Source organism: Pseudomonas halotolerans (genome assembly GCF_039581215.1).
Taxonomy (GTDB): domain Bacteria; phylum Pseudomonadota; class Gammaproteobacteria; order Pseudomonadales; family Pseudomonadaceae; genus Aquipseudomonas; species Aquipseudomonas tehranensis.
In genome coordinates this window covers 120171-143087 of record NZ_JBCNTJ010000014.1, presented here as the reverse complement: position 1 = coordinate 143087, position 22917 = coordinate 120171, and the positions used below count along the sequence as shown (strand labels likewise).

Annotated in this window: 21 protein-coding genes and 2 pseudogenes; 11 read left to right on the top strand and 12 right to left on the bottom strand. The window is 53.6% G+C overall.

Annotated features, from left to right (window positions below):
• Nucleotides 1–83: 83 nt before the first annotated feature.
• Both AAIS01_RS18930 and AAIS01_RS18925 read right to left on the bottom strand, forming a co-directional pair.
• The gene (locus AAIS01_RS18930) at nt 84–3704 is read right to left on the bottom strand and encodes a transporter substrate-binding domain-containing protein (protein ID WP_343470205.1); all 3621 of its coding nucleotides are present in this window, start codon (nt 3702–3704) and stop codon (nt 84–86) included.
• A gap of 11 nt (nt 3705–3715) precedes the next feature.
• A pseudogene (locus tag AAIS01_RS18925) lies at nt 3716–3805 on the bottom strand (LuxR C-terminal-related transcriptional regulator); the annotation flags it as partial.
• A 44-nt stretch (nt 3806–3849) separates the two neighbouring features.
• Here AAIS01_RS18925 and AAIS01_RS18920 point away from each other — a divergent pair.
• The 6 genes from AAIS01_RS18920 (at nt 3850) to AAIS01_RS18895 (ending at nt 11197) form a co-directional block, all read left to right on the top strand.
• Nucleotides 3850–5412: a recombinase family protein gene (locus AAIS01_RS18920; protein ID WP_343470204.1), complete on the top strand. Its 1563-nt coding sequence runs from the start codon at nt 3850–3852 to the stop codon at nt 5410–5412.
• A 625-nt stretch (nt 5413–6037) separates the two neighbouring features.
• Entirely contained in the window at nt 6038–6607 is a 570-nt protein-coding gene (locus AAIS01_RS18915) for a hypothetical protein (RefSeq protein ID WP_343470203.1), read from the top strand.
• A 349-nt stretch (nt 6608–6956) separates the two neighbouring features.
• Nucleotides 6957–7322 (top strand): hypothetical protein, encoded by a 366-nt coding sequence (locus AAIS01_RS18910; RefSeq protein ID WP_343470202.1) that lies wholly within the window; start codon nt 6957–6959, stop codon nt 7320–7322.
• Nucleotides 7319–9556, top strand: a complete 2238-nt coding sequence (locus AAIS01_RS18905; RefSeq protein WP_343470201.1) for a hypothetical protein — start codon at nt 7319–7321, stop codon at nt 9554–9556. Before AAIS01_RS18910 ends, AAIS01_RS18905 begins: the two co-directional genes overlap by 4 nt.
• 825 nt (nt 9557–10381) lie before the next feature.
• Nucleotides 10382–10549, top strand: a complete 168-nt coding sequence (locus AAIS01_RS18900; RefSeq protein WP_343470200.1) for a hypothetical protein — start codon at nt 10382–10384, stop codon at nt 10547–10549.
• An 18-nt stretch (nt 10550–10567) separates the two neighbouring features.
• Complete coding sequence (locus AAIS01_RS18895; RefSeq protein WP_343470199.1) at nt 10568–11197, top strand: helix-turn-helix domain-containing protein; 630 nt, start codon at nt 10568–10570, stop codon at nt 11195–11197.
• Nucleotides 11198–11233: 36 nt separating this feature from the next.
• On the opposite strand, the gene AAIS01_RS18890 is transcribed toward AAIS01_RS18895, so the two are convergent.
• Nucleotides 11234–12043, bottom strand: coding sequence for a hypothetical protein (locus AAIS01_RS18890; RefSeq protein WP_343470198.1), 810 nt, complete (start codon nt 12041–12043; stop codon nt 11234–11236).
• 524 nt (nt 12044–12567) lie between these two features.
• On the opposite strand from AAIS01_RS18890, the gene AAIS01_RS18885 reads away from it, so the two are divergent.
• Together AAIS01_RS18885 and AAIS01_RS18880 are read left to right on the top strand one after the other, a co-directional pair.
• Nucleotides 12568–12783, top strand: a complete 216-nt coding sequence (locus AAIS01_RS18885) for a hypothetical protein (RefSeq protein ID WP_343470197.1) — start codon at nt 12568–12570, stop codon at nt 12781–12783.
• 144 nt (nt 12784–12927) lie between these two features.
• Nucleotides 12928–13548, top strand: coding sequence for a recombinase family protein (locus tag AAIS01_RS18880; RefSeq protein WP_343470196.1), 621 nt, complete (start codon nt 12928–12930; stop codon nt 13546–13548).
• A gap of 284 nt (nt 13549–13832) precedes the next feature.
• Here the strand turns inward: AAIS01_RS18880 and AAIS01_RS18875 are convergent, their stop codons facing one another.
• The 8 genes and pseudogenes from AAIS01_RS18875 to AAIS01_RS18840 form a co-directional block, all read right to left on the bottom strand.
• Nucleotides 13833–14642: a DUF2971 domain-containing protein gene (locus AAIS01_RS18875; RefSeq protein WP_343470195.1), complete on the bottom strand. Its 810-nt coding sequence runs from the start codon at nt 14640–14642 to the stop codon at nt 13833–13835.
• 95 nt (nt 14643–14737) lie between these two features.
• On the bottom strand, nt 14738–15049 hold the full coding sequence (locus AAIS01_RS18870) for a hypothetical protein (protein WP_343470194.1): 312 nt from the start codon (nt 15047–15049) through the stop codon (nt 14738–14740).
• A gap of 160 nt (nt 15050–15209) precedes the next feature.
• Nucleotides 15210–15761 (bottom strand): annotated as a pseudogene (locus AAIS01_RS18865) (response regulator); the annotation flags it as partial.
• A gap of 393 nt (nt 15762–16154) precedes the next feature.
• The gene (locus AAIS01_RS18860; protein WP_343470193.1) at nt 16155–17483 is read right to left on the bottom strand and encodes a deoxyguanosinetriphosphate triphosphohydrolase; all 1329 of its coding nucleotides are present in this window, start codon (nt 17481–17483) and stop codon (nt 16155–16157) included.
• Between the two features lie 240 nt (nt 17484–17723).
• Entirely contained in the window at nt 17724–18059 is a 336-nt protein-coding gene (locus AAIS01_RS18855) for a hypothetical protein (RefSeq protein ID WP_047226383.1), read from the bottom strand.
• The gene (locus tag AAIS01_RS18850) at nt 18056–18445 is read right to left on the bottom strand and encodes a phage holin family protein (protein ID WP_343470192.1); all 390 of its coding nucleotides are present in this window, start codon (nt 18443–18445) and stop codon (nt 18056–18058) included. The genes AAIS01_RS18855 and AAIS01_RS18850 overlap by 4 nt, the downstream gene beginning before the upstream one ends.
• 2 nt (nt 18446–18447) lie before the next feature.
• Nucleotides 18448–18762, bottom strand: coding sequence for an ElaB/YgaM/YqjD family protein (locus tag AAIS01_RS18845; RefSeq protein ID WP_343470191.1), 315 nt, complete (start codon nt 18760–18762; stop codon nt 18448–18450).
• Nucleotides 18763–19060: 298 nt separating this feature from the next.
• Nucleotides 19061–20773, bottom strand: a complete 1713-nt coding sequence (locus tag AAIS01_RS18840) for a cation:proton antiporter (protein WP_343470190.1) — start codon at nt 20771–20773, stop codon at nt 19061–19063.
• Nucleotides 20774–20962: 189 nt separating this feature from the next.
• Here AAIS01_RS18840 and AAIS01_RS18835 point away from each other — a divergent pair, with 189 nt between their 5' ends.
• The 3 genes from AAIS01_RS18835 (at nt 20963) to AAIS01_RS18825 (ending at nt 22576) form a co-directional block, all read left to right on the top strand.
• Entirely contained in the window at nt 20963–21202 is a 240-nt protein-coding gene (locus AAIS01_RS18835; protein WP_214913001.1) for a glutaredoxin family protein, read from the top strand.
• A 92-nt stretch (nt 21203–21294) separates the two neighbouring features.
• Nucleotides 21295–21615, top strand: coding sequence for a transcriptional regulator (locus tag AAIS01_RS18830; RefSeq protein ID WP_047226389.1), 321 nt, complete (start codon nt 21295–21297; stop codon nt 21613–21615).
• A gap of 70 nt (nt 21616–21685) precedes the next feature.
• Nucleotides 21686–22576, top strand: a complete 891-nt coding sequence (locus tag AAIS01_RS18825; protein WP_343470189.1) for a pseudouridine synthase — start codon at nt 21686–21688, stop codon at nt 22574–22576.
• 78 nt (nt 22577–22654) lie between these two features.
• Here AAIS01_RS18825 and AAIS01_RS18820 read toward each other — a convergent pair whose 3' ends face one another.
• A complete protein-coding gene (locus tag AAIS01_RS18820; protein WP_047226391.1) occupies nt 22655–22876 on the bottom strand; it encodes a YgdI/YgdR family lipoprotein in 222 nt (73 codons plus the stop codon).
• Nucleotides 22877–22917 lie beyond the last annotated feature (41 nt).

The window sequence follows — 22917 nt, the reverse complement described above, 5'->3', positions numbered from 1 at the left end:
TCATTCCCTGCCGCGCCGGGGAAAACCAATTGAGAGCGCCCCCTGGTGCGCACTGCTGAGCGAACAGCATAGTAAACGCTGGATTATTTTGCCTTGGCGATCTCTGTTTCCAGGGCCCGCTCCAAGTCAATCAGGGCGTGATCGAGGGCCTGGGTGTATTCGCCAATGGGTTCAGGCCCCTGAGCCTTTTGGCAGGCGTGCTCCAGTGCTTCGCATCGCTGAATCAGCGAGGTCGCCTGCACAATTCGGGCGACGCCTTTTATTTTGTGCGCCGTTTCGGTCAGTGCCTGTCGGTCCCCACCGCGGGCGACGTCGAGCAATTCCTGACGGTCCGAACGATTGCTGTTGAGCAGTTCCTCCAACAGGCGCCGGATTGACAAGGGGTTGCCACCGGTTAATGCCTGCAGGCTTTGCACATTGAAGACCCTTGAGCGGCCGGCGGATCTGACCGTTTTCATCCATTGGCTCAGGGCACTCAGGCTGATGGGTTTGAACAGGCAGTCGTCCATTCCTGCCTCCTTACAGCGTTGTTTTTCCTCCGGTTGCGCATTGGCGGTAAACCCTAGGATGGTGCAGCGCGGCAGTGCTCGTTCGTGCTCATGGCGACGAATCGATCCGGCCAGTTCGTAACCATTCATGATGGGCATGTTGCAGTCGGCAATGACCAGGTCGAAATCCCCTTCACGCCAGGCCTTGAGCCCTTGTGCGCCATCATGGGCGACATGGTAGTGATGACCCAGGTATTCCAGTTGTTGCGACATCAACAAGCGATTGGCCGGGTGATCATCCACGATGAGAACGCTCAGGGCGGTCGCGGCTGTATCGATGACAGGCTCAGGGGGCGCGCAGACTGCTGTCTTTGGCAGGGTGGTCAGTTGCAGGGAAACCTGGACCTGGGTACCGACGCCCGGCTGGCTGTTCATGTGCAGGCTACCGCCCATCATCTGACACAGGTTGCGACTGATCACCAGGCCAAGCCCCGCACCCGTTCGCGCCATCCGGCCTGTATTGTCGACTTGGGAAAACGGCTCGAACAGGCGCTGCAGGTCTGCCGGACTGATGCCGATGCCGGTGTCGCTGACCTCGAGTTGCATGTGCAGGGCGTCATCCTCGGCGCCCGGAGACAGTTGGACCTTGATTCGGACCTGACCCCGTTCGGTAAATTTGAGGGCATTGCTGATCAGGTTCGAGAGTACCTGTTTGAATCGCAAGGGGTCTATCAGGACGTCCGGGTTGTCTTCACTGGGCTCGAACAGCAGCGACAATGCCAGGTTTTTCTGCCGGGCCACGCCTTCGAAAACCCGTATGACCGATTCCAGCAAGGCCCTGAGATTGACCCGCTCGGGTGCCAGGTTCAGGTGGCCTGACTCGATACGTGCAATGTCCAGGATATCGCCTATCAATTCCAGCAGACCGGAAGCCGACTCGTACGCCACCTCTATTGTCGAGCGGTCCAGATGGCCTTTGTCGGCATGTTTCAAAGCCAGTTCCAACATACCGATCACCGCGTTCATGGGGGTGCGGATTTCATGGCTCATGGTCGCCAGGAATGTGCTTTTGGCGCGATTCGCGTCATCGGCCCGCTCCTTGGCGGCGCGCAGTTCATCGAACAGTTGGCGTCGTTCGCTGATGTCGATCCAGCCGCCGATGATGCCTTGTACTTCGGCAGTAGAGTTGCGATAGGGGAGAATCCAATGATAGATGGTCAGTTTTCTATCGCCGATATGCAGCGGGCGATCCATGATCAGCGGGGTGCCTTCAGCCATGACACGCTGATAGTCCGCTTGATACTCCTGCGCTTCGAAGGCATTGCTCATGGATCCGGGCATAACGTTCCTGCCGATGACGTCTTCGCGTTTGACGTTGAACGTCTGCAGATAACTGTCATTGCAGCTTTGCAGGAAACCGTTGCGATCTCGGACATAGATGGGGTGGGGAGTGCCATTGAGCAGCGAATGCATGAACTCAAGCTGGTCATTGAGGGCCAGCTCCGCCCGTTGACGTTGCCTGATCTGCCGCTGCATATAAGCATTCCATGCCAGGGACAGCAGTAACAAGAGCCCGACGGCGGCGACAATCTGGAAAAACAGGCGGTTATAAGTGCGCCAAGCGTGTTCCGATGCCGAAACGTAACCCCGCCACCGGTTGTTGATCACGCCCAGTTCGTCGGGGTCGATGCTGGTCAAGGCTTTGTCGAGGATGGCGTTCAGCTCTGGGGTGTTTTTAGCCGTGGCCAGCGAGAACATGGCCTGTTGGGTTCCTACGGTGCTGCTGATTTGCAACGTGTTGCGCAGCGAGTGGGACGAAATGAAGTAGTTGGCCATGACCAGAGAATTCACACCGCCGTCGACCTGGCCCTGGGCGAGCATTTCCACGGCATGCAGGGGGTCGACGGTTTCGATGATCCTGATGTTGGGATACTGGCTGCGCAGCCATTCAATGACCGGATTGCCTTTGGTGATTGCCAGACTTCGGTCCCCGAACTGGTCGAGGGTTGCGGGGGTGTCAGACTGTTTGCGGGTCAGCAACACGAATGAGCTGTCGACATAGGGGCGGCTGAACTTCAACTGTTGTTGCCGTTCGCTGCTGGGCAGCAGCGCAGCAATCATATCGGCCTGACCGTTCAACACCGCACCAATCATTTCGCTGTCGTTCTGACTGCGCTGGATCTCCAGGCGCATGCCGGTGCGCAACCGGATCAGTTCCAGCAGGTCGGCGCTGATGCCGCGAAAATCGCCATCGGAATCGAAAAAAGTGAAGGGGGCCGCGGTTTCATTCACGACGACTCGAACCACCGGGTGTCTTGCCAGCCAGCGTTTCTCACGGGCGGTCAGTTGTATTTTGTGTTCAGTCAGATACAAGTCGCTGCCTGCGCTCCAGCGTTTGGAGATGGCTGCTTGCTCGGCGATGGAAATCTGGTTCAGCGTGGCGTTGATAGCCTCCAGCAGCCGGGTATCGTGACCTCGAACTGCGAAACCGAATCCGTAGGACTCATGCTTGCCGAAGCTGGCCATGCGGATATTGCTCAGGTAGCCCTTGCTGATCATGTAGTGGGTGGAAATGGTATCGCCGAGAAAGACATCCGCCTGGCCGAAAGCAACGGCGTTTATGGCGTTCTGGTAGGAGGGATAGGTGCTGATGATTGCCTTGGGGTAAAGCTTCTGTATTTCCCGCAGCGGCAGGTAGTGATAGACCATGCTCAGCCGCAATCCCTGGAGATCTTCGGTCAGGGAACGGCTTTCATTCGTTCGGGTGACAAGAACGGGCTGGTCCACGGCATAGGGGGTCGACAGCACGATGCCGGGGGTGCGAGCTTCGAACCCATTGGCGGTGCCGAGCATGTCGATTTTTCCATTCTTGAGGGCAGCAATGGCTTCATCTCGGGAAGCAAAGCGCAAAACCCGCATGGGCAGACCGATCGCCCTGGCGATGATGCCGGCGTAGTCGGCGGTCATGCCCTCGTAGTCGTGCCCGCTGGTGGACAGATCGAAGGGCGGATAATCCGGGGCAGACGTCCCCAGTACCAGTTCCTGCCGGTCTTGTAACAGGCTACGGTGAGCGTCATCCAGCAGGACCTCGATATGAGCCGCCGTCGAGCGACCCAAAAGTGTGTAGGGTTCGGGCACTCCCGGCGTCGCCATGAGGACTTGCGCATATAACCCCGCGCTTAACGGCAGGAGGTATTTTTTTATGCATTTGAGCATCCTGTTTTTTCTCACACCAACGCGTTGCGCTTTGCCATTTCTATCAGTTCTACCAGGGATTTGACTTTGAGTTTCTGCATCAGCCTTTTTTTGTAGCTATTTCACATATGTAGAATTAGATTGAGGTTCACATTCGGGGGAAAAAATGGCTACCGCATTTAGCTACGCACGCTTCTCAAGTGCCCCACAAGCAAAGGGTTCAAGCCTTGAGCGTCAGAAATCCATGGTTGCTAACTGGCTGGCCCAAAACCCCGGCTACACCATTAGCGAGTTGACGTTTCAAGACCTGGGTAAGAGCGGTTGGAAAGGCGACCACATCAAGGAAGGCGGAGGCTTCGCTAATCTATTGGCCGCTGTTGAAGCAGGCGCGATTGCGTCGGGAGACGCGGTTCTAGTCGAGTCGGTAGATAGAGCTGGCCGTCTGGATACCCTAGGAATGTTGGACATCTTGGGTCCGATACTCCGCAAAGGCGTCGAGATCGTCACTCTAGACGACGGCATAAGATACACACGCCAGAGTCTGGACGGCGGGCATATCTACATCCTGTTGGGAAAGATTCAGTCAGCTCGCCAGTACAGTGACAACCTCAGTCGTCGCCTCACCGGATCTTACGATTCCCGCCGTAGGCTGGCGAAGGAGGGTAAGACGCCCAAGCGGAATACCCCTGTTTGGCTCACCTCGGAAGGTGTAGTGATTCCAGAGATTGCAGCCCAGGTAAAGCTGGCATTTGAGCTTTACATCTCGGGTCTAGGTAAAGCTGTCATCGCAAGACGCATGCGTGAGAGTGGCCTTGCCGCGCTTGCTAAGTGCTCCGGGCCGGGTGTTGAAGGATGGCTTCGAAATGAAGCGGCGATAGGCCGCTGGGACGGTTCGGAGGTGTATCCGCCAATCGTGGACATATCCACATTTCACTTGGCTCAGATTGAAGGCGAGAAACGTAAAACCCTTCCAAGGGCGAAAACCGCTGCTCACTTCTATGTTGGTTTGGTGAAATGCAAGAGTTGCGGCCACAACTACATCATGAGAACCATTCAGGGTGTGCAGGTATCTATGCGATGCCGGAGGCGCCAGGAGCTGAAGGGTTGTGAAAACAAGAAAGTGATTCCAAAGGAAATCATCGATACGGTTTATCGCCACACTAGTGTGAAGGCTGCACGACAGGCGGTAGCCCAACAGAGCGTGGGCGTAAATGAGAAAGCAATTATCGCAGCCGAGGCGAGATTACTAGAGCTCTCGCGGGGCATAGAGTCCCTAGGGGCTGCCATTCGTTCCACGGGAGCTATTGTGGAGCTTGTAGAACAGATAGGTCAGGCTAATGAAGAGCGCGAACTGCTTAAGCGAGATCTCGCCTTGCTTAAAGCTACCGTAGTGCCCTCCCAGGGGCAGGTATGGCAAAAGCAGGGGGACGTCTGGAAACTAGAGCGGGACGACCCCCAACGGCTTGCAGCGATGCTGCGCAGTGTTGGTTACACCATCACCATATACGCGGATCGCCGTATCACTTCGTCTCATTCGGATGCTGTTTACCGTTATGCCGGTGTCGATCGGAAATCGAACCGGTATCGGCTCTATGTAGGGGAAAAGCTATTGCTCGTCCTTAAAGCGGCTGATGAACATCTAGAAGCGGAACCACTTGAAGGGGACGCCATGATGGGGGAGGCGATTTGGACCGAGGCAGACTACGAAAGTCTCCAGGCCCAACGTTAGAACATTCTTTAATGTGATAAAAGCGACAAAATATAAGACATATACGACAACTTCATAAAATAGCTTGCTATTGTAGCGTGTTTATGCTTGACAAAATAGCTTTTGTGGTGCATACTAAGCCTGTAGATAGGGAAATTTTCCTACGCCAGTCGCAATATCCTCTTAAATTCCAGAATCACCGACATGGAACCAAGCGCTGCTTGAGTTCAGTGTGTCGTGTAGGCCGAGGCGGTGGCGCCTAGGGCTCGCCCGACAGGAGCGATGTGCCGATTCCTGTCACTTATTTTCCGCATCACCCTCTCACGAAGAAGCAAGCTTTAGAACGCTCTATGCGCTCATTGAGCCGGACTCCGTTCGGCTTATTTTTTTACCTGAAGCTCCTTCTGTGACATCCCTCCAGTAAAACTCAAACATCCGTGACAACTACCCCGTAATAGGAGGCCCGCCTGTGGCTCTAATCTTTAGAAACTGTGATGTATGTTCCGCTCGCTACGGCGCTCGAAACACTATTAGCAAAACCTGTTCCGCTGCCTGTCGTCAGAAGGCGTGTCGAGCAGCTAAACAGAATAACACCCCGCAACCCAAACAAAGTAATACACAACTAAAAATCGAGGAAACACCTATCGTGAGCAAACAACAGCAAACACAAACACCAATGCAGTTCGTCTTTAGCGAATCGGAGTACCAAGCCCGTTGCAATAATAAGCGAGACTTTTATTTAAACCGCTTTGAGCGTCCAAGTACGGATGTTCCCGGAGCAATCGTTGAGTTTGTTCCCAGCACGTTGATCGAAGCCCTAGACTTGTACCACCGGCTTCTTAATGAAGGTTACGCGCCACTCGAACCAGTACCGGGTAGTCTGCCAACGGCGACATTAGTTAGTAATCCAATGGGCGAATACATCAGCCTATATCTGAAGAAGCCCGCAGCTCAGCAAGAACAAGACCTCGCTGCGATATATGATCAGGTGAAGGCTGAGTTGGAAGCTGAGTTGTCTGCGGCTTTTGAATCTGCGGTTGAAAGACAGATTGATCTTGCCCTTGCAGCAGATGAGCGTAAGCGCCAACGAGAACTTGACCAAGAGCGTCAGAAGCTTGCTCAACAGACACGTGATCAGCTCACCGCTTCCCGGGCCAAGCTTCGTGCAGAGTTAATTGAGGCTGGTAAGCTAAACGCCGATGGAAGTGCAGCATGATACTCGATGCAACTACCAGGATCTTGCTTGAGAAGTATGATCCAACTAATAGGCTCCTACAAGCCCCTGTAAGCGCTTCTAATAGCGAGGCGCTACATACGCATCAACAGTCTAATGTAACGCCTCCTGCGAGCTCACAGGGGCTCCTACATAAGTCTGCAAGTGGTAGGGCGGGCACTATTACTGTCTTGATGAGTTCAAGCAAATATAGTGACGGGATAATTACTAAGGCTTGTAATGAGTTTAATGCTATGCACCCTGAAACGATGAGCAACAGTTATCAACTACCCTGCGCCTATGAAGGTATCCCCGCTGGATCGTGGGTTTATATAGAATTTGAGGAGCTTTAATGGAAAAACCCGATACATTGCAACAAGCTCTGAATAAAGAGCCCGAATACTTTCTTCTTCTCCGGGTCCATCGCCCAGCAAACGTACCAAACTTCGTTGGGCTTGTTTCCATGTATGTTCAGCGTCGTGGCGAGAGCAGCTTTGGATATCACTGGTTTGATTACGATGAAAATTCAACCCTTGTCGCTATGCACGGTAGTCGTAACAGTCTAACGTTCATTGCTGAATACATCTCTCAGTATCGGCATCACCTTCCAAGTGGCTATGAGGTTATTTATCGTGGGCGTGGTGCTAAAACCTTTAAAAGCCACGTTGATTATTTTTACCCTCGTCGTCTCGGGTATCGGGAGGGGCGTAGCCTATGAACGAAATTATTTCTCAGCTCGTTGGCGCCCTTAAGTTTTCTGTAGACTCAAGCGGCTTACAGCGTTTCACACAGATGATGAAAACAGCCGAAAGCCAAATGACTAGGCTAGGCAAGCAGGCTACGCAGCTCCAAACCAAACTTAACAAATCACTTAACATTGGCAATAAGAGTTCTAGCAAACTTAAGCTCGATGCTGATGTTCGTCGATCATTGGATAAAGAGCTGGCTTTGGAAACAAAGCTTACTAAACTTCGCCGCCAACAGTTTAGCACTGAACTCGCCCAGCAGAAGTTGGTTTACGCTGGTGCCAAACAAGAGGCTTCACTTCAAAGTGCTGCACTCAAGGATCAAATTCAACGAGCTGTAGTTGCCGCTAAACAGCAGAAAGTTCAACAAGAGGCACTCAAGACTCGACTAGGCGAGGCCAAGCTAACCGCTGCTGCTGAACAGTCCCAGCTTCGTCAGACTCGCTTGGCCGACATACTCCAAAAGCGACAGGCTCGGACGGTGCAGCTTCAACAACAAGCCTTGTTAGCTCAGAACAAATTCCAGCGTGCCGAAGTTGCCTTAAATAATGCTCGTGCTGCTGGGATCCGTCAGGCGGAGCGCTGGGCAACAACTAAGACCACAACCGCTAATCGTGAAGCCCGCGCTACTGAGCGTCACCAGCAGCAGGCTCAGCGATTCCAGTTTGCTGCTCAACGCCACGAGGCTTGGCAGGCCCGTCAGACTATGCCAAAGCCTATGGACTTCAGTGGTCTCGCTATAGGAGTTACGGGAGCTACAGCAGCGCTATACGGGCTTGTACGCGGTGTCAGCTACTTAAGCGAACGTGTTACACAAAGACAATCTGAGGCAAGTGGTGCAGAAGCCTTTGATACGTCACTCCAAGCGGCTGGCGGGAAAAATCCAGACAATCAGAAATTTGCTCGTGATCAGTTCATCGATATCAGCAATAAGTATGGGCAGGAAGTGTCAGTAGAAACGGCCAGAAGCTTTGCTCTGTTTGTTCAAGGACAACTGGCTCTAGGTAAGACTCTGACACAGGCAACAAAAATTTTTGAAAATCAGAGTGCTACTTGGAGAGCAGCGTCTCTTGATAAGGAGAGTCAGAAGCGCGCCAACTACCAGATTTCCCAAATTCGAGCAAAAGGGCGCCCGGAGGGCTCTGATGTAAACGATTTGTTCGATGCTGTTGGTGGTGTAGTCGCTGCTTCAATCAGACAAGCTGCTGCAACTCGCTTGGGCTTTAAGGGGAAGGTGGAAGAGCAGGCAGGATGGTTCAAGCAGGCTGTTACGGATGCCAAGATTACGGCTGCTGATTTTGATCAGGGTATGTCCAACTTCCTGAAGGCTAACCAAGATATCCTCGCCAAACAAATGAACTCTATTGCAGCCGCTCAACAGCGTTCTGACAATCAAGCTTATTTGAATGACAACATTATCAACGCTAGCGAGGAATTGAAAGGCGTTATCCTTGAGCGAATAGAGTCTGAGCGACAACTTAATGAGGCAATGAAACCCTTTAAAGAGACGCTAGCGTTATTTGATATTGGGTTGACTAAGCTGGCTACACAGATGCTTCGCTTCGGTGCAAATCGTAATGTCGATGGCTCTGAGAAGACATCCGATCAACAAGTTCAAGATAAGATGTCCACAGTTGATATCGCTGTAGATACTCGTATGACGGGCACAGGAAACTATGACGCCATTGATGGCAGCACCCAGCGTCAAGGCGGGCCTATTGGCGGATTTTGGAACTGGCTCTTCGATGTCAAAGATTATCGCAAGGGTGAGGCTAATGAATTGCAAGCTCTAGAGCCAAACACGGTAGCGATGCAATTTCCAAAGTTGGACTTATCTAAATTCGTTCTTGAGCCTGAGAACTTCGCTGATGGCCGATACAGGCAGTTCAGGATGCCTGAGCCAGTTACCGCTAAAGACATTATGGACGACACAGCTCAACAACAGCGCCGACAAACATTGCTGCCAAGTGACTGGCTGCTGCCAACTGACTTGAACGCTGGGAAGATAGCCGCTCCCAGCGAACACATTAATTCGAGCACCCACGCTTCGGAGAGTGCTGTGATAGTTAACGTCACTGTTGAAGGGGGTCGTCTCGATGATACGGCGCTGGCTAACAAGATTGGTGATGTTGTTGGGGTCGAGGTTGATGCGCAGCTTTCTAAGATGCTGATTAAAGCGAGAGGAAATCAGCAGGAAGTTTATTGATGCAATAATTAAGGGTTGCTTGCGGCCCTATCATCTAAAGGATACCCGATAATGAATCAAGTCTTTGATAACGCTACTGAAGCAATGAGAGTTGCTCACTATTTATCCTACCTCCTACGACGCCCTGTAATGCGCTCTATCACGCTTAATAAGCACGGGATGCCTCTATGGGTGGTGAGTGTATCTAACGCCTCCCAGAGCGCACTATAGGAGCTCGCATCGATAGTTCCATTTTGTATAACTAACTGCATTATTTACAACTTGACAAACTGGGTCAAAAGGCGTATATTCGCCACCTTCTTCAGCAGTCTACATCGAATGTTCTCGACTTCACCATAGAGTGATGTCAGGCATCGGTTTTGTGCTGCCTGAAATTTGACCCAGGCGTTTGCACCAGATATCAACGGAGGGGAAATTCCCCTATGTACGCAGGGGAAAATCCACTACGTACACGGTGGAAAATCCCCTACTAGTAAGATAGATAATAACAAGAAAGAAATAATAAGATTGATTTTGTCTGCTCGCTCTGTTTCGCAGACACGTCGGGCTCGCCCTCTGAGTTTTGGCACTGTAAATACTGAAGATCAAGAGCAAAGCTTTTTAGTTTTGTGTTGATATTTGTTGTTTGTTGGGTGCAAGACCGCTTGGTCTAAGTTGATCCCGCCTCTGTAGATAATTCCTGAAAGCTAACGCTTTCGTGTCAAAGCTGTTAACTGTGCAGAGATGCTTAGGGTGATTTCATTATGAGAGTGCTTGGGATGAAAGCTTCGCTTTCTGTGCAATAAACCGTATGCGTGAGCATAAATTTAATAGGAGAGCATATAAATGAATATTGATTTTAAATGCAAGAGCCGGGAATGGTTGAAGGCTCGCAATGGTACTGGTGGTCCCAGTGCAGCAGCTCGTGTAGCTGCGATGATTGAAGCAATTGCCTTATTCCGTACAGGTGTTACAGATGAGGCAGAATTTCTAAGGCAGATGAAAACTTTATAAGTTAATACGAGGAATACGATGACCGAAACATTTTGCAAGCTTACACATGAGATTATGCGTGCTACACACTGGATCAGTAAAACTACTGGCGAACTCTTTAAGCTCACTGGTACTCAGAAAATCATCTGGGTGCACATGACCAGTCGCTACGAGTTTTTCCGCTCGCTAGGTAAAGAATGGTTTGATGATCAAGAAGACATCGCCAAAGATACGGGATGCGACGTTAGTACAGTGAAGGGATTCATCAAGCTGCTAGTTGAGCATGGTTATATGGCGGTGGAGCGTAAGAAACTCCGTGGCTATGTTTATTCAAATAGTTACAGGATCATTGCTTCACTAGAGTCACATAATAAACATGCCTCTACAGCCGTCTCAGCGCAGTCTTTGGATAGAGGGGAGGGCTCAGTAATGGCTTCGGTAGTCATAACGCCCAGCGAGTCTACAGTGGCTCCACAGGGCCTTACAGGGCCGATTTTTGAAGATGTTCCGTTAGAGGCATATATTGACATGCCGCCGAAGGCTTCTGTAGTCGTGCATGAAACGTTACGAGGATTTGCAGATACATTGGATGAGGAGATTAAGTTTGATGCTCCTGTGTTACCTAAAGGGCTTACCGATAGCGAGCCGGATCTATGGGGTAATGTTTGAGAGTGGATGAGCTGGTTTTAATCGGTAGTAAGCGATTCATTTGAAAGCGGCTGTTAAAACTTCCTTGGTTCTATTGTAAAGTCGTAATGCTTTTGCATCATTGGATAGTAGGCCATCAAAGTATGTTGCATAAGTAGCAAAGTGAGAGTCAATCATGTCATTTCGTATTTTGTGGCGTTTGACGTCTTTGGCTCCCCCGTTAGCTGTCCATTCGAGTGCGAGAAGGCAGCAACAGAGCGAGTTCCGAAATATAAAAGTGTTGGACAACTGTTCGTACGTAACCTTTCGGGGTGCTCTTGGGTGGGTCCTGAATATTTCTCCAGATACCTCTATTACCAACTTGATAAGAGTGTCCACCATTTTCATGGTGAAGGGTTCATTATCTCGCACTATTTTGCGCTCATCCTTGCTGAAGCCTATTGTGAGCTCATCAAAGACTTGAGCTATAGCGGCTGCGTCGGAAAGCATTCTGTTTAGTTGTTCATCGGCGTCTCTCGCCTTCTTTATAAGTTCGTCAACCATCGGTTGGTAACCACTCCCTGCCAACTTGAGCTTTTGAACGAAGTCGGCAAATCCAGATGTTTGCGATGTATCAATCAAGCGGCGTTGCAACCCAGCTTTCCTACCACTGAGCTGGCAAACCGACTGCGTTGTTTTAAGTATGATGATTTGATTTGGATATTGTCCGGCGATACTCATGCCGTTGGCGAAACTCCTAACGATATCTCCCTGTAGCGCTTCTATTGCGGAGTAATCCGTCAATATCGCTCGGTTGGCAGTGGAAGCCTCAAGAAATGCTTTAAGCTGTGGGCTTTGTAGCTGGTTGCTGTCTACCACCATTTGCATCGAATGACCCCCACTTGTCAGTTGTCTCAAGCATAACCTCGATTATCCCACACGAAACATACCTTAAACCTGTGGCCGCTGTCGGCGCTCACTCCGGGAATTTGAGTATGTGGCATTTCTGTAGCCCCGCATTTCCGGGGCTTTCCATATTCCATGGATAAGCTGGATACGGTGAGAGCGTCTCAACTTGAGGTTTTCGCACCAAAACGTCAGTTTTGAGCCGCAATCACTGATTTCTACAAAAGAACGCACATCCCCGGTCAGCTTGCGGAAAGTCCTTCCTGAACTAGCTTTGATGGTGTCGCCAACGTGGCGACGGTTATCAAGGAGCAGCGCATGGCTAACAAACGTGGCAGAGATTCAAAGACAGGTGAGTTCATCCCTATCAAAGAAGCAAATCGGCGCCCCAACACTACGACGGTGGAGACGATCCCCCCGCCGAAGAAACCAACAAAGCCAAAAGGTAAATAGCTATATCGTGAGGGAAGTGGCTAGTCTCCCTCACACCCTCAAGGATGACACTCATGCCAGACAGCTCAGACGCTAACATCGCCACAGCAGACGTTTTGACGCTCCTGTTGCACAACCAACACGCGATTGCGGCAGCCATTGAAGAGTTGGCCTTGTGGGCTAAAGCTGGTGGTTCGCCATTTACCCATGAGAGCGTTGTCACATCGCTTGCGACCCTTGATGAGAACGCCTCCGCCATCAGTGCTGGAATTCTCAAACTTCGCCAATGATCGCTATCTGAGGTCTATACCTTTCCGGTAGTCCGATAACCGTCTGTCTGAGGGTTGATCCGACTATTAAATATCTATAGATAAATAGCTATCTGATAGACTATCCTTGATCTATCAAGTCAACAGACTAAAGGATAGCCAGCCATGAACGCACATTTGTACTTGAGAGCCAGCACAAAGGACCAAGACGCCAACCGTGCCCGGATAGCATTGGAAGCGTTCGCTGCTGAAAAAAGCCTGACCATCGTTGCCGTGTATGCCGAGAACATCAGCGGAACGAAGCTCGACCGTCCTGAGTTAATGCGCTTGCTCGATGCAGCAAAGCCAGGGGAGGTTATCGCCTGTGAGTCTGTAGACCGCCTCAGTCGTCTCTCACAGGTTGACTGGGAGACTCTGAAGGCCGCCATCAAGGCCAAGGGCCTACGTTTAGTAATCGCTGACCTGCCAACCTCTCACTTGATGGTTGAAGATAAGGGCATTACCGGCCAAATCATGGAAGTGATCAACGCAATGCTTCTAGACCTCATGGCTACCATGGCCCGTCTCGACCAGGAGAAGCGTGTTGAACGCATCAAGCAAGGATTGAGCAACAAGCGAGCTGCTGATCCTGAGTGGAGGCCAGCCGGGAAGGGCAAGAACGCCGATCTCTGGAATAAGGTGCAAGCGATCATAACCAAGAATCCAACCCTTTCAGCCGACGACGTGGCTAAGCTCGCTGACTGCGGCGTGGCAACTGTGTACAGGATCAAACGTGAAATGAAATAGGGTTTCAGGCAGTCTCAGGAGCCCGCTCAAGGTGGGCTTGATTGCGTTTGGATCCCATGCAAGCTGAGCCGATTGCTGGTCTGAATCAGCCTCAGAAAGCGTCCTAGGGGGAAGGGTTATTTTATAATCACTGGCGGCTAGGCATGCCCCCCCAGTGAGCCCGTTTAACACCTCGGGCAGAACTGACGAAAATCAGCCAATCTTATTTTTCAGCCGGAAACGCGGAGGCTGAGCAAGAGTGCTTAGTGGATTTTGGCGCGGGCCAGTCTCTGGAAATATCGGCCTCACTTCCAGTCGTACCACATCCTATTATTTTTCCACTGAAGACCTATGTGATGAACGCCGCTGCAATGGTTTAACTCAAATATCTCTTTACGGTGTTCTGGTGTGATGTCACACCCAAATACCAGTCCTGCCAGCGATTGTTCGAAATTAATATCGACAGGCTTGTCTGAGTCTGTGAACGCAAGCAAGCGCCACTCGCATTCGGCTTTCCAGTCGGTCATTTTTTCAAAGAAAAGGTTTTGATGGTATTCGGCGAGGTGCATCAGCATGTATTTCTCCACCCCGACCCTATCCAATACATCGACGTTTACTGTGAATTCTTGGTGGTCGGGGTGGTGCTCAAGGACGTGATTGGCATAGCTGACGGGGCCACAGTAGACCGGATATCTTTCAGCAATTTGTGTTCTCACTTGCTCGATGAGTCGTTCTCGATTGAAGACCAAGCACACACCTGTATGTCTGCGACCGTAATGCTCCCACATGGTGGGCTTACAGAAACCTCGCTTGTTAATATCCAGAGCTTGGTTGCCCGTTAGTGAGTCTTCATCTGTCGAGAAGCAAGTGACGTGGGTCTTGTGTTTGAGTTCTTGAGAAAGCTTGGCGGAAAGGTCGTTTCGGTCATATGCAGATAGATCCCTGCCTTCACTCGAGCCGAAATCGAAAAGCCAGTCTTTGCTCTCCTTCGGATCGTTGGTGTTGATGTAAGGATTGAGCCTCAGCGTGCGAAACTTGAGAATTCCAGTAGTCGCTGTCTCGGCGCTGGTGTAGTGGTAGAGGTATTTGTGTGGGTCGGAATGACCAATAATCACGAGAGGCTCCTTTTCGGGATGTCGGGTTCCCTCAGCTTACCGCCTCGGTGGAGTGCCGTGCCATCACGTCACCCGTTGAACCTGCCCCTAGCGTTTCACTTCTTGCCGTGATCCCCATAGGCATACCCCATCTTCTTCGTCGCCTCTCGGCTTTGTCGGAGGTAGATCTCACTCAGCGTCCACCTCAGCTTCTCGTTCTCGATCTTCAGTGTTGCCACCTCCTTCAGCACACCCCGGTACATAACGATCAACCCAGCAAGCTCCCTGTGGGCCGCTCTGAGGTTGCGGCGTGTTAGCTCCAGGTCGCTACAGAGAAGGTCGCACTGATGTTTCAGCAGCTCCTCATGGGTGGGCATCCCCAGCTCAAAGCCTGAATCGTCCACCAAACCATCAAAATCGTCTTGCATTGCCGTCGCACCAAATACTGTACAAATGAACAGTATCGGTACAAGAGCGGGTTTTCAATCTGTGGGCGATGGGTGGCATCTTGAGTCAAGCCAAGGAGGCAAACAGGTATGGCTTTCGCCTGTCGCGGCGGCTTCCTTATAAAGTGCATTAATGAAAAACTTGCTTGTAAGTGCTGACGGTCTTATTGCTTAGAAACATGCCTTTGGCTATTTCCTTGTTGGTACGGCCTTGAGCAAAAAGTTGCAGCACCATCAGCTCCCGGTCATTGACACTCTTGAAAAGTTCCAACTCGATGCTGCGCGGATCATCATGACGGACAGGGTTCAGCGCTTGGCTGGGGAAATAGTTGTAGCCTGACAGCACGGCTTTGATTGCACTGACCAGCTCGCTGAGGTCTTCCTGTTTACAAACGTAACCGGAGGCGCCGGACTGCATGCATCGGATACCAAAGAGCGTTGGGGATTGGGCCGTGAGCACCAATGTTTTAAGCGGAGTGGTCATGGCGTTGAAGCGCGAGAGGATTTCCAGCCCGTCAAGTTTGGGTATGCTGATGTCGAGGATGACCAGGTCCGGCATGCATTCGCGCACCATTTGCATCGCATCGACGCCGTTGTCAGTTTCCCCTACGACTTTATAGCCTTCATGCTCAAGGAGCATGCGCACGGCGAGGCGGATGACTGGATGGTCGTCAACAATGAAAACGGAGTTCATGAATAAAGTCCCTACGAGCTTATAAAGCGCGCACCTTAGCCCAGTTAAAGCCGAGGTCGTATGAGGAGACAGGCATACATCTTCAATTTCAGAAGTTTCCTACAAAAAAAGAGGCGAGGTACTACGAGGTAATTAGGGGTGTGGTAGGCAGGTAAGAAGAACTGCGTTAGTTTTATATTACAAAGTTATAGTGGGTCAGATGTTTCTTTGGGGAGTTTGTTATTAAAGTAAGTTGGAGGAGGTGATGGGTTAGGCTGTTTGCCCATACGTTCATGCGCAACTTGTGCGACGAACTATTGGGCGCGAGCCTGCACGCGATAGCAGGCTCGCTCCCAACAGGGGGGCTTTGACGAATGCGTGGTGTCGGCTGGCGGTGGAGGCCGACGCCATTTTTCACTGACGGGTACGGCCCGTCATCTCCTGGGCCATTTCGCTGGCATAACTGTCAGTCATCCCGGCGATAAAATCGATCATTCGTAAGAACGCACCATGTAAAGAACCGTTCGGATCGGGCGCATTGTTGCCCAGCAGATCAAGAATGCGGCGATTCTTGAACGAGGGTGTGCGACCGCCATGCTGCTCCAGGGCGGCGCCGCAAAATCCGTTGAGGAGGATTTCCAGCGTGGTGTATGCGCCAATCTCATGCAGGGTCTTGCGCTTATCCTGAAATATTTTTTTGCGCGCCATGTCCTTGGCATTCAGCACACAACGTTTGGCCGGGCCATGCATATGCTCCACCAGATCCCCTGGCAGCGTCCCGGCCAGCAACGCTTGCTGCTGCTCGACGAAAGCCCTGGCTGCAGCGTTGGTCAGGTGTTCGATCGCCTTGCCTCGCAGGATCGCCAGTTTGCGCCTTCGCGAATCCAGTGGCCCCAGTTGACGGTAAGTGTCCGGGAGATCGTCGCCCACCAGGTCCAGAAGCAGCGACTCTACTTGCGAGTATTCCAGAAGCTCCATTTCCACGCCGTCTTCCAGGTCGATCAGCGCGTAGCAGATGTCATCGGCGGCTTCCATCAGGTAAACGAGCGGATGCCGTGCCCAGCGTTGGTCTTCGAGCTGAGGCAGGCCGAGTTTGTGGGCGATCTGCTCCAGCAACGGCAGTTCGCTCTGATAGCAGCCGAACTTGTGCTTCTTGTAGCCCAAGGAGTCTGCGTGACGGGCGGTCCAGGGGTATTTCAGGTAAGTGCCAAGGGTGGCGTAGGTCAGCCGCGTACCGCCGTCGAACTGGTGGTATTCAAGTTGCGTAAGCACCCGGAACCCTTGGGCGTTGCCTTCGAAGTTGAGAAAGTCGTTGCGCTCGGCTTCGTTCATGGCGTCAAGCCAACCGCGGCCTGCGGCCTGCTGGAACCAATAGCGGATGGCATCCTCCCCGGAATGACCAAATGGCGGGTTGCCGATGTCATGGGCCAGACAGGCCGATTGCACCACCATGCCCAGGTCGCTTGGCTCACACCAATCAGGCAGCACGTTGCGGATGGTTTCTCCCACGCGCATGCCCAAGGAGCGGCCCACGCAACTGACTTCCAGCGAATGGGTCAGGCGTGTATGGATGTGGTCGTTGCTGGAGACCGGATGCACTTGCGTCTTGCGTCCGAGGCGTCGGAACGCGCCAGAGAAAATAATGCGGTCGTGGTCTTTGTGGAACGGACTGCGGCCCAGTTCTTCCGGGCTGTGCAGCGGCTTTCCGAGGCGTTCGCGAGTCAGCAGGGTATGCCAATCCAAGGCCGGTTGCTCCGTTTGATGAGGTCGATGCGAGTGTCCAGTATCACAAATACTGTTCCTTTTTGACGGCGTCTGTTGTCGTCATGCTGCGTTGCCGCTCCTCGCCATAGCGGGCTATGACTTGTCGCGGCGCCTTGCCTGACGAAAACAGCCACTCGTCAAAAGGAACGTATTTGCGAAACAGGACACTAGCTTCGCGGTTCGCGGGGCACCTCGCAAGGCCTATAGGCTATCGCTACGTCAGGGTTTACGCACACTTTTGGCTAGTTTGATGAGTGGCAGCAGGGTCGTTGCCAGCCGGATCAGTCCCGTCAGGCTGCTGGTGCGGCCGCTGCGGGTCCGTTTGCCGGTGAGAAAACCGAGCAAGGACACCGCCGCCACGCCCCAGAGCGGCGCGTGCTTGATGCCGAAGCCCTCGTGCCAACTCTGTGTGAAACCGCGCACCCGCTGCAGAGGTTGCAACAGTTGACGGGTTTCCTGGCGAATTTCCTGTCGATGCATTTCCATGCGCAGGCGTACCAGCGCCTTGCGCATTTCCTGGCGTGTCCGGGCTTGAGGGATATCAGGCAGGCTCATGGCAACAGGCGCTCCCGGTCGTTAGCCAGTTCTTCCAGGGTGGCATGGAAGGGTGAGGACTCGTCATAGATTGCTGCCTTGAGCCGCAGCCCGCAGAACAGCGCTGCCAGCAGATAAAACAGGCACAGTCCGATAATCCCCGCCAGACGATAGGTATCCCATACCAGGATCAGTACCAGCGCCGACAGCCCGACCAGCAGCAGCAACGCAAATACCAGCGCCAGCCCTGCGAACAGCAGCAGGCTGACTGTGCGTGCCTTCTGTTCCTGCAATTCGATGCCGAACAACTCGACATGACTGTGCAGCAAGCCGAGAAATGCTGCGCCCAGGCGGCGTGCTGTAGGTTGTGTGCCCGCTTTGGACGAGTCGGATTCGTCAATGCCCATCATTAGCGCCGTGTCGCCAGCAGGCCGATCAGAAAGCCCACGCCCGCGGCGATGCCGACGGATTGCCAAGGATTGGCCTGTACGTATTCCTCGGTGGCTATCACCGCAGCCTGGCCGCGCTCACGCACGGAGTCTTCGGTCAACTTGAGGGTGTCGCGGGCGCGCAGGAGGGTTTCGTGGATCTGACCGCGCAGCTCATCGGCTTGGTCGCCGGCCAATGTCGCGGTGTGATCCAACAGCCGTTCGGTGTCGCTGACCAGCGTCTGAAAATCTTCCATCAGGATTTCTTGAGCAGTCTTTGCCTGGGTTCTGGCCATGGGTGGATCTCCGTAAGTGACGTCTGAAGCGTTCGAGTATGAGCCTTGCCGGAAGGTTCAGTGAAACTGACTGGTGCAACTTTTGCCCAGGGTTCTGTCATGTACGGGTGCGCCCCCCCTGCGCCTGTGCGCTGAAGCTGGGCGTCAGCGAGTAAAACCTTAACCCAGAAAATCAGAATTCGCGAAGCACTCCAGCGCAACACCGCGTTGTGCTGAGGCTGCGTCTGCCCCAGGAGCAGGAGTCTTACAGCGCCGACCTTTCGATCCACAGCATCGGCGCGGTCAGTCAGGACTGATGCTAAGGCTCTTTGTCCTGATTCCCGGGGTAGAAACCGTGTAGCAAGCGATAACGGTCGCGGCGGACCTGATTCACATGCTGCTGGACCTGTTGGTTCGGCAGCCCGAGCATGATCAGGGCGTGGGAGGCCAGCATCAGGCTTGACTCCAGCAGCTCGGGGACCACTTCGCTGGCCCCGGCAGCCTGCAACTCGGCCAATTGGCTGTCATCGCGGGTGCGTACCAGAATCGGCACCTGCGGATTGAGCCGGCGGGCTTCCTTTAGCACGCTGATGGCGATGTCGGTTTTGTCCACGGCGATCACCAACAGTTTGGCGCGACTCAGCCCGACAGCGGCCAGCAGGTCGCCCCGGCGTGAATCTCCATAGTGCACGCAGCTTTCCCCGACGCTGGCTTCCTGAATGATGACCGGGTCGTCGTCCAGCGCCACGAACGCCTGGTTTTCCCGGCGTAGAAACCGTCCGATTGACTGGCCGACACGACCATACCCGCAAATGACTACATGACCTGATAAGTCGGCATTGAGTGCACTTATCTGGTCCAGCTGTGCCTCTTCGTTGGGTTTGCGGTGCAGATGGGCAGCAATACGCGGCGCGGCACGTAGCAGCAGTGGCGTCAGCAGCATCGAGCAGAAGGTCGCTGCCAGCAGCAGGCCGCTGATGTCAGCGGGCATGAGACGGTTCTGCTGCATCAGTGCCATCAGGGCAAAACAGAATTCGCCGCCCTGGGCCAGGGCCAAGCCACTGCGCCAGGAGGTTTCGCCGTCGTCCCCTTGCCATTTCACCAGCGCTGCGACCACGCCGCCTTTGACAAGCATCAATCCCAAGGTCAAGCCGAGGATCAGCAAGCCGTCCTCCACAAACAATTGCAGATCGATCAACATGCCGATACTGACGAAAAACAGCCCCAGCAGAATGTCGCGGAACGGCCGTATGTCGGCCTCGATCTGATGTCGGTAATGGCTTTCCCCCAACAACATACCCGCCAGAAACGCCCCAAGGGCCGGCGACAGGCCCAGCAGATGGGTCAGCCACGCCGTCAGCAATACGATCACCAGGGCCAGCAGCACGAACAGCTCTGCGGACCGGGATTCGGCCACTTCATGGAACAACCGGGGCAACAACAGACGGCTGGCCAGCAGTAAGCCCCCGAACAGCACCAGGGTCTTGCCCAAGGTCAGGGGCAACGCCCAGTACCATGGTTGTTCGCTGCTGCCGGCGAAAACGGGGACGAGGGTCAACAGCAACACGGCGACGACATCCTGAAACAGCAGCACACCGATTGCGTTCTGGCCATGGCTGCTGAATATTTCCCCCAGGCTGGTCAGCTCCTTGCTGACAATAGCGGTGGATGACAAGGCCAGCCCGGTGCCGAGCAGCATTGCCGCGATAGGGGGGGCGCCGGCGAGGAGTAACAGGCCGCCCAGCAGTATCCCTGAGCACAGCACCTGCAGGCTGCCAAGGCCAAACACGACCCGGCGCAGTTGGATCATCTTCGCCAGGGAGAACTCCAGACCCAACGAGAACAACAGGAAAACCACACCGAGCTCGGCCAGGTCTGGCAGTTCTTCGCTGTCGTTCACCCAGTCCAGGGCGGTAGGGCCGACTGCCAGCCCGACACACAGATAGCCCAGCACCGGGGGCAGGCGCAGGCGCCTGAACAGGGCGATGACCACCAGGGACGAGGCAAGAATGATCAGCAGATTGGCAAACAAGGGGAACTCCGTTTCAAGGTTTGCGCCACACAGCGTAGAAGGAAAAAGCGCCGGGCATCGCGGGAAAAGCATTGGCGCTCAGAGATTTGCATCAGCGTTCACCGAAGCACCGGGCGACATATTACCCGGCTCGACGGTTTCGCGGAGGGGGCCTAGAATGACCATCTATTTTTTGTGGGTCTACCTGCCATGTCTCCTGAATGCCAATTGTTCGGCACCGTGGGTTGTCATCTTTGTGAAGTTGCCGAAAGTGTATTGATGTCCTTCGTCGAGCATGGATTGTTGGTGGAACTGGTGGATATCGCCGAGAGCGAGGACTTGTCCGAACGTTATGGGCTGCGAATCCCGGTGCTGCGCAGGGTCGACAATGGTGCGGAGCTGGATTGGCCTTTCGACGATCCTGATCGGGTTGCCGACTTTCTGCGCTGACTCCCTGCGTACGTCGATTCCGGACACGGCCATTGGCGAAAATTCCCTTCTTCGGTTACTGTATGCCCATACAGCTATCCGGAGTGTGTCCCTTGGTCAATGTCGAACAACTGAAAAACAGCGTGAACAGGATGTCCGTGGACGTTGTGCGCGAGGCGGTCCAGGAGTTGCGCCTGGACGGGCTGGTCACCGAAGGCAAGACGCCTTTCAACAAACTGCATTTCAACACCTGCTTCGCTGAGATCGAAGCATTATTCCAGCGTGCCGGCTACCACAAGCAACTGGATGTGGTGGGTTACCAGGGCTTGTTGTACGCGTTGTACGATCCGGGTCGCTGGGAGGCGGTGGAGGTGCTGCGCTGGTTGAAAGAGTTTACCGAAGCGGCAGCCAAGACGACGTCGATCCCGGCGTGAAGCAATCATTGCTGGGCTGGCTTGCGCGGCTGACGGATAATGCCACCCTGCAAGAAGATTAGAGTTTCCCATGTCCCGGTCATCGTTTTGCGCCGCACACCATCAGGCCAGCACCTTGTATCTTCCGCCCGGCTCCTGGCAGACGGTGCTGGAGTGCCTGTGCGAGCATTTCAGCACCATCGGTCGTGAGCAGTGGGTGGACCGGATCGCTCGGGGCCGGGTATTGGACGGCGAGGGCAAGGCAATTACCGCCGATCTGCCGTACCGGGAGGGCCTGCGCATCCACTATTTTCGTGAAGTGCCCGACGAGAAGCCGATACCGGTCGTGGAATCGATTCTGTATGCCGACGAACATCTGGTGGTGGCAGACAAGCCGCATTTTCTGCCTGTCACTCCCGCGGGCGAGTACGTCGAGCAAACCCTGTTGCGACGTCTGATCCGGCGTCTGGACAATCCCCATCTGGTGCCCCTGCACCGTATCGACCGGCATACGGCCGGGCTGGTGCTGTTTTCAGCCAACCCCCAGAGCCGTTCGGCTTATCAGTCGCTGTTTCCAACGCGGCAAATCGAGAAGCGCTACCAGGCCATAGCCCCTGCGTTGCCCGAGTTGGTCTTTCCCCGAGTGCACAAAAGCCGAATGATCGATGGCGAACCCTTCTTCCGGATGCAGGAAGGGCCGGGCGTGCCCAATACCGAAACGGCCATCGAAGTCCTGGAAGAAAACGGCGAGCTGTGGCGCTACGGTCTGTATCCGGTCACGGGCAAGAAGCACCAGTTACGAGTACATATGAATGCGCTCGGGGCGGGCATCTGTAACGATCCGTTTTACCCCGATGTGCTCCGGGACGTGGCGGACGATTACGCCAACCCGCTCAAGTTGCTGGCCCAGGGGTTGCGTTTCATCGATCCTGTCACCGGTCAGGAACGTGTTTTTCAAAGCGCTATCAGCTTGCAGTGGTAGTCGGCCCGGCTTTCGAACAGGCATTAAAAAGCCCGCAAACATCGCGGGCTTTTCTGTATCTGGCTGTGGCGTTGAAAATTACAGGTCCTTAACGGTACGAACCTGATCCTTGTTCACGCGAGTCTCTTTGCCGTCCAGTTGTTCGAATTCGTAGAAGCCGGTGTCTTCATCGTACTCGGGGGTGTCGACGGCCTGGATTTCGCGACCGTCATTCAAGGTGATCACTGTTGGCGATGCGCACCCGGCGAGAGTGGCGAGGCCCAGTGCGAGCATGAAAGTGGCGAGGGTCCGTTGAGTCATGGTGTTTCTCCGAAATAGAATTCTTCAAGTTACTGACCTTC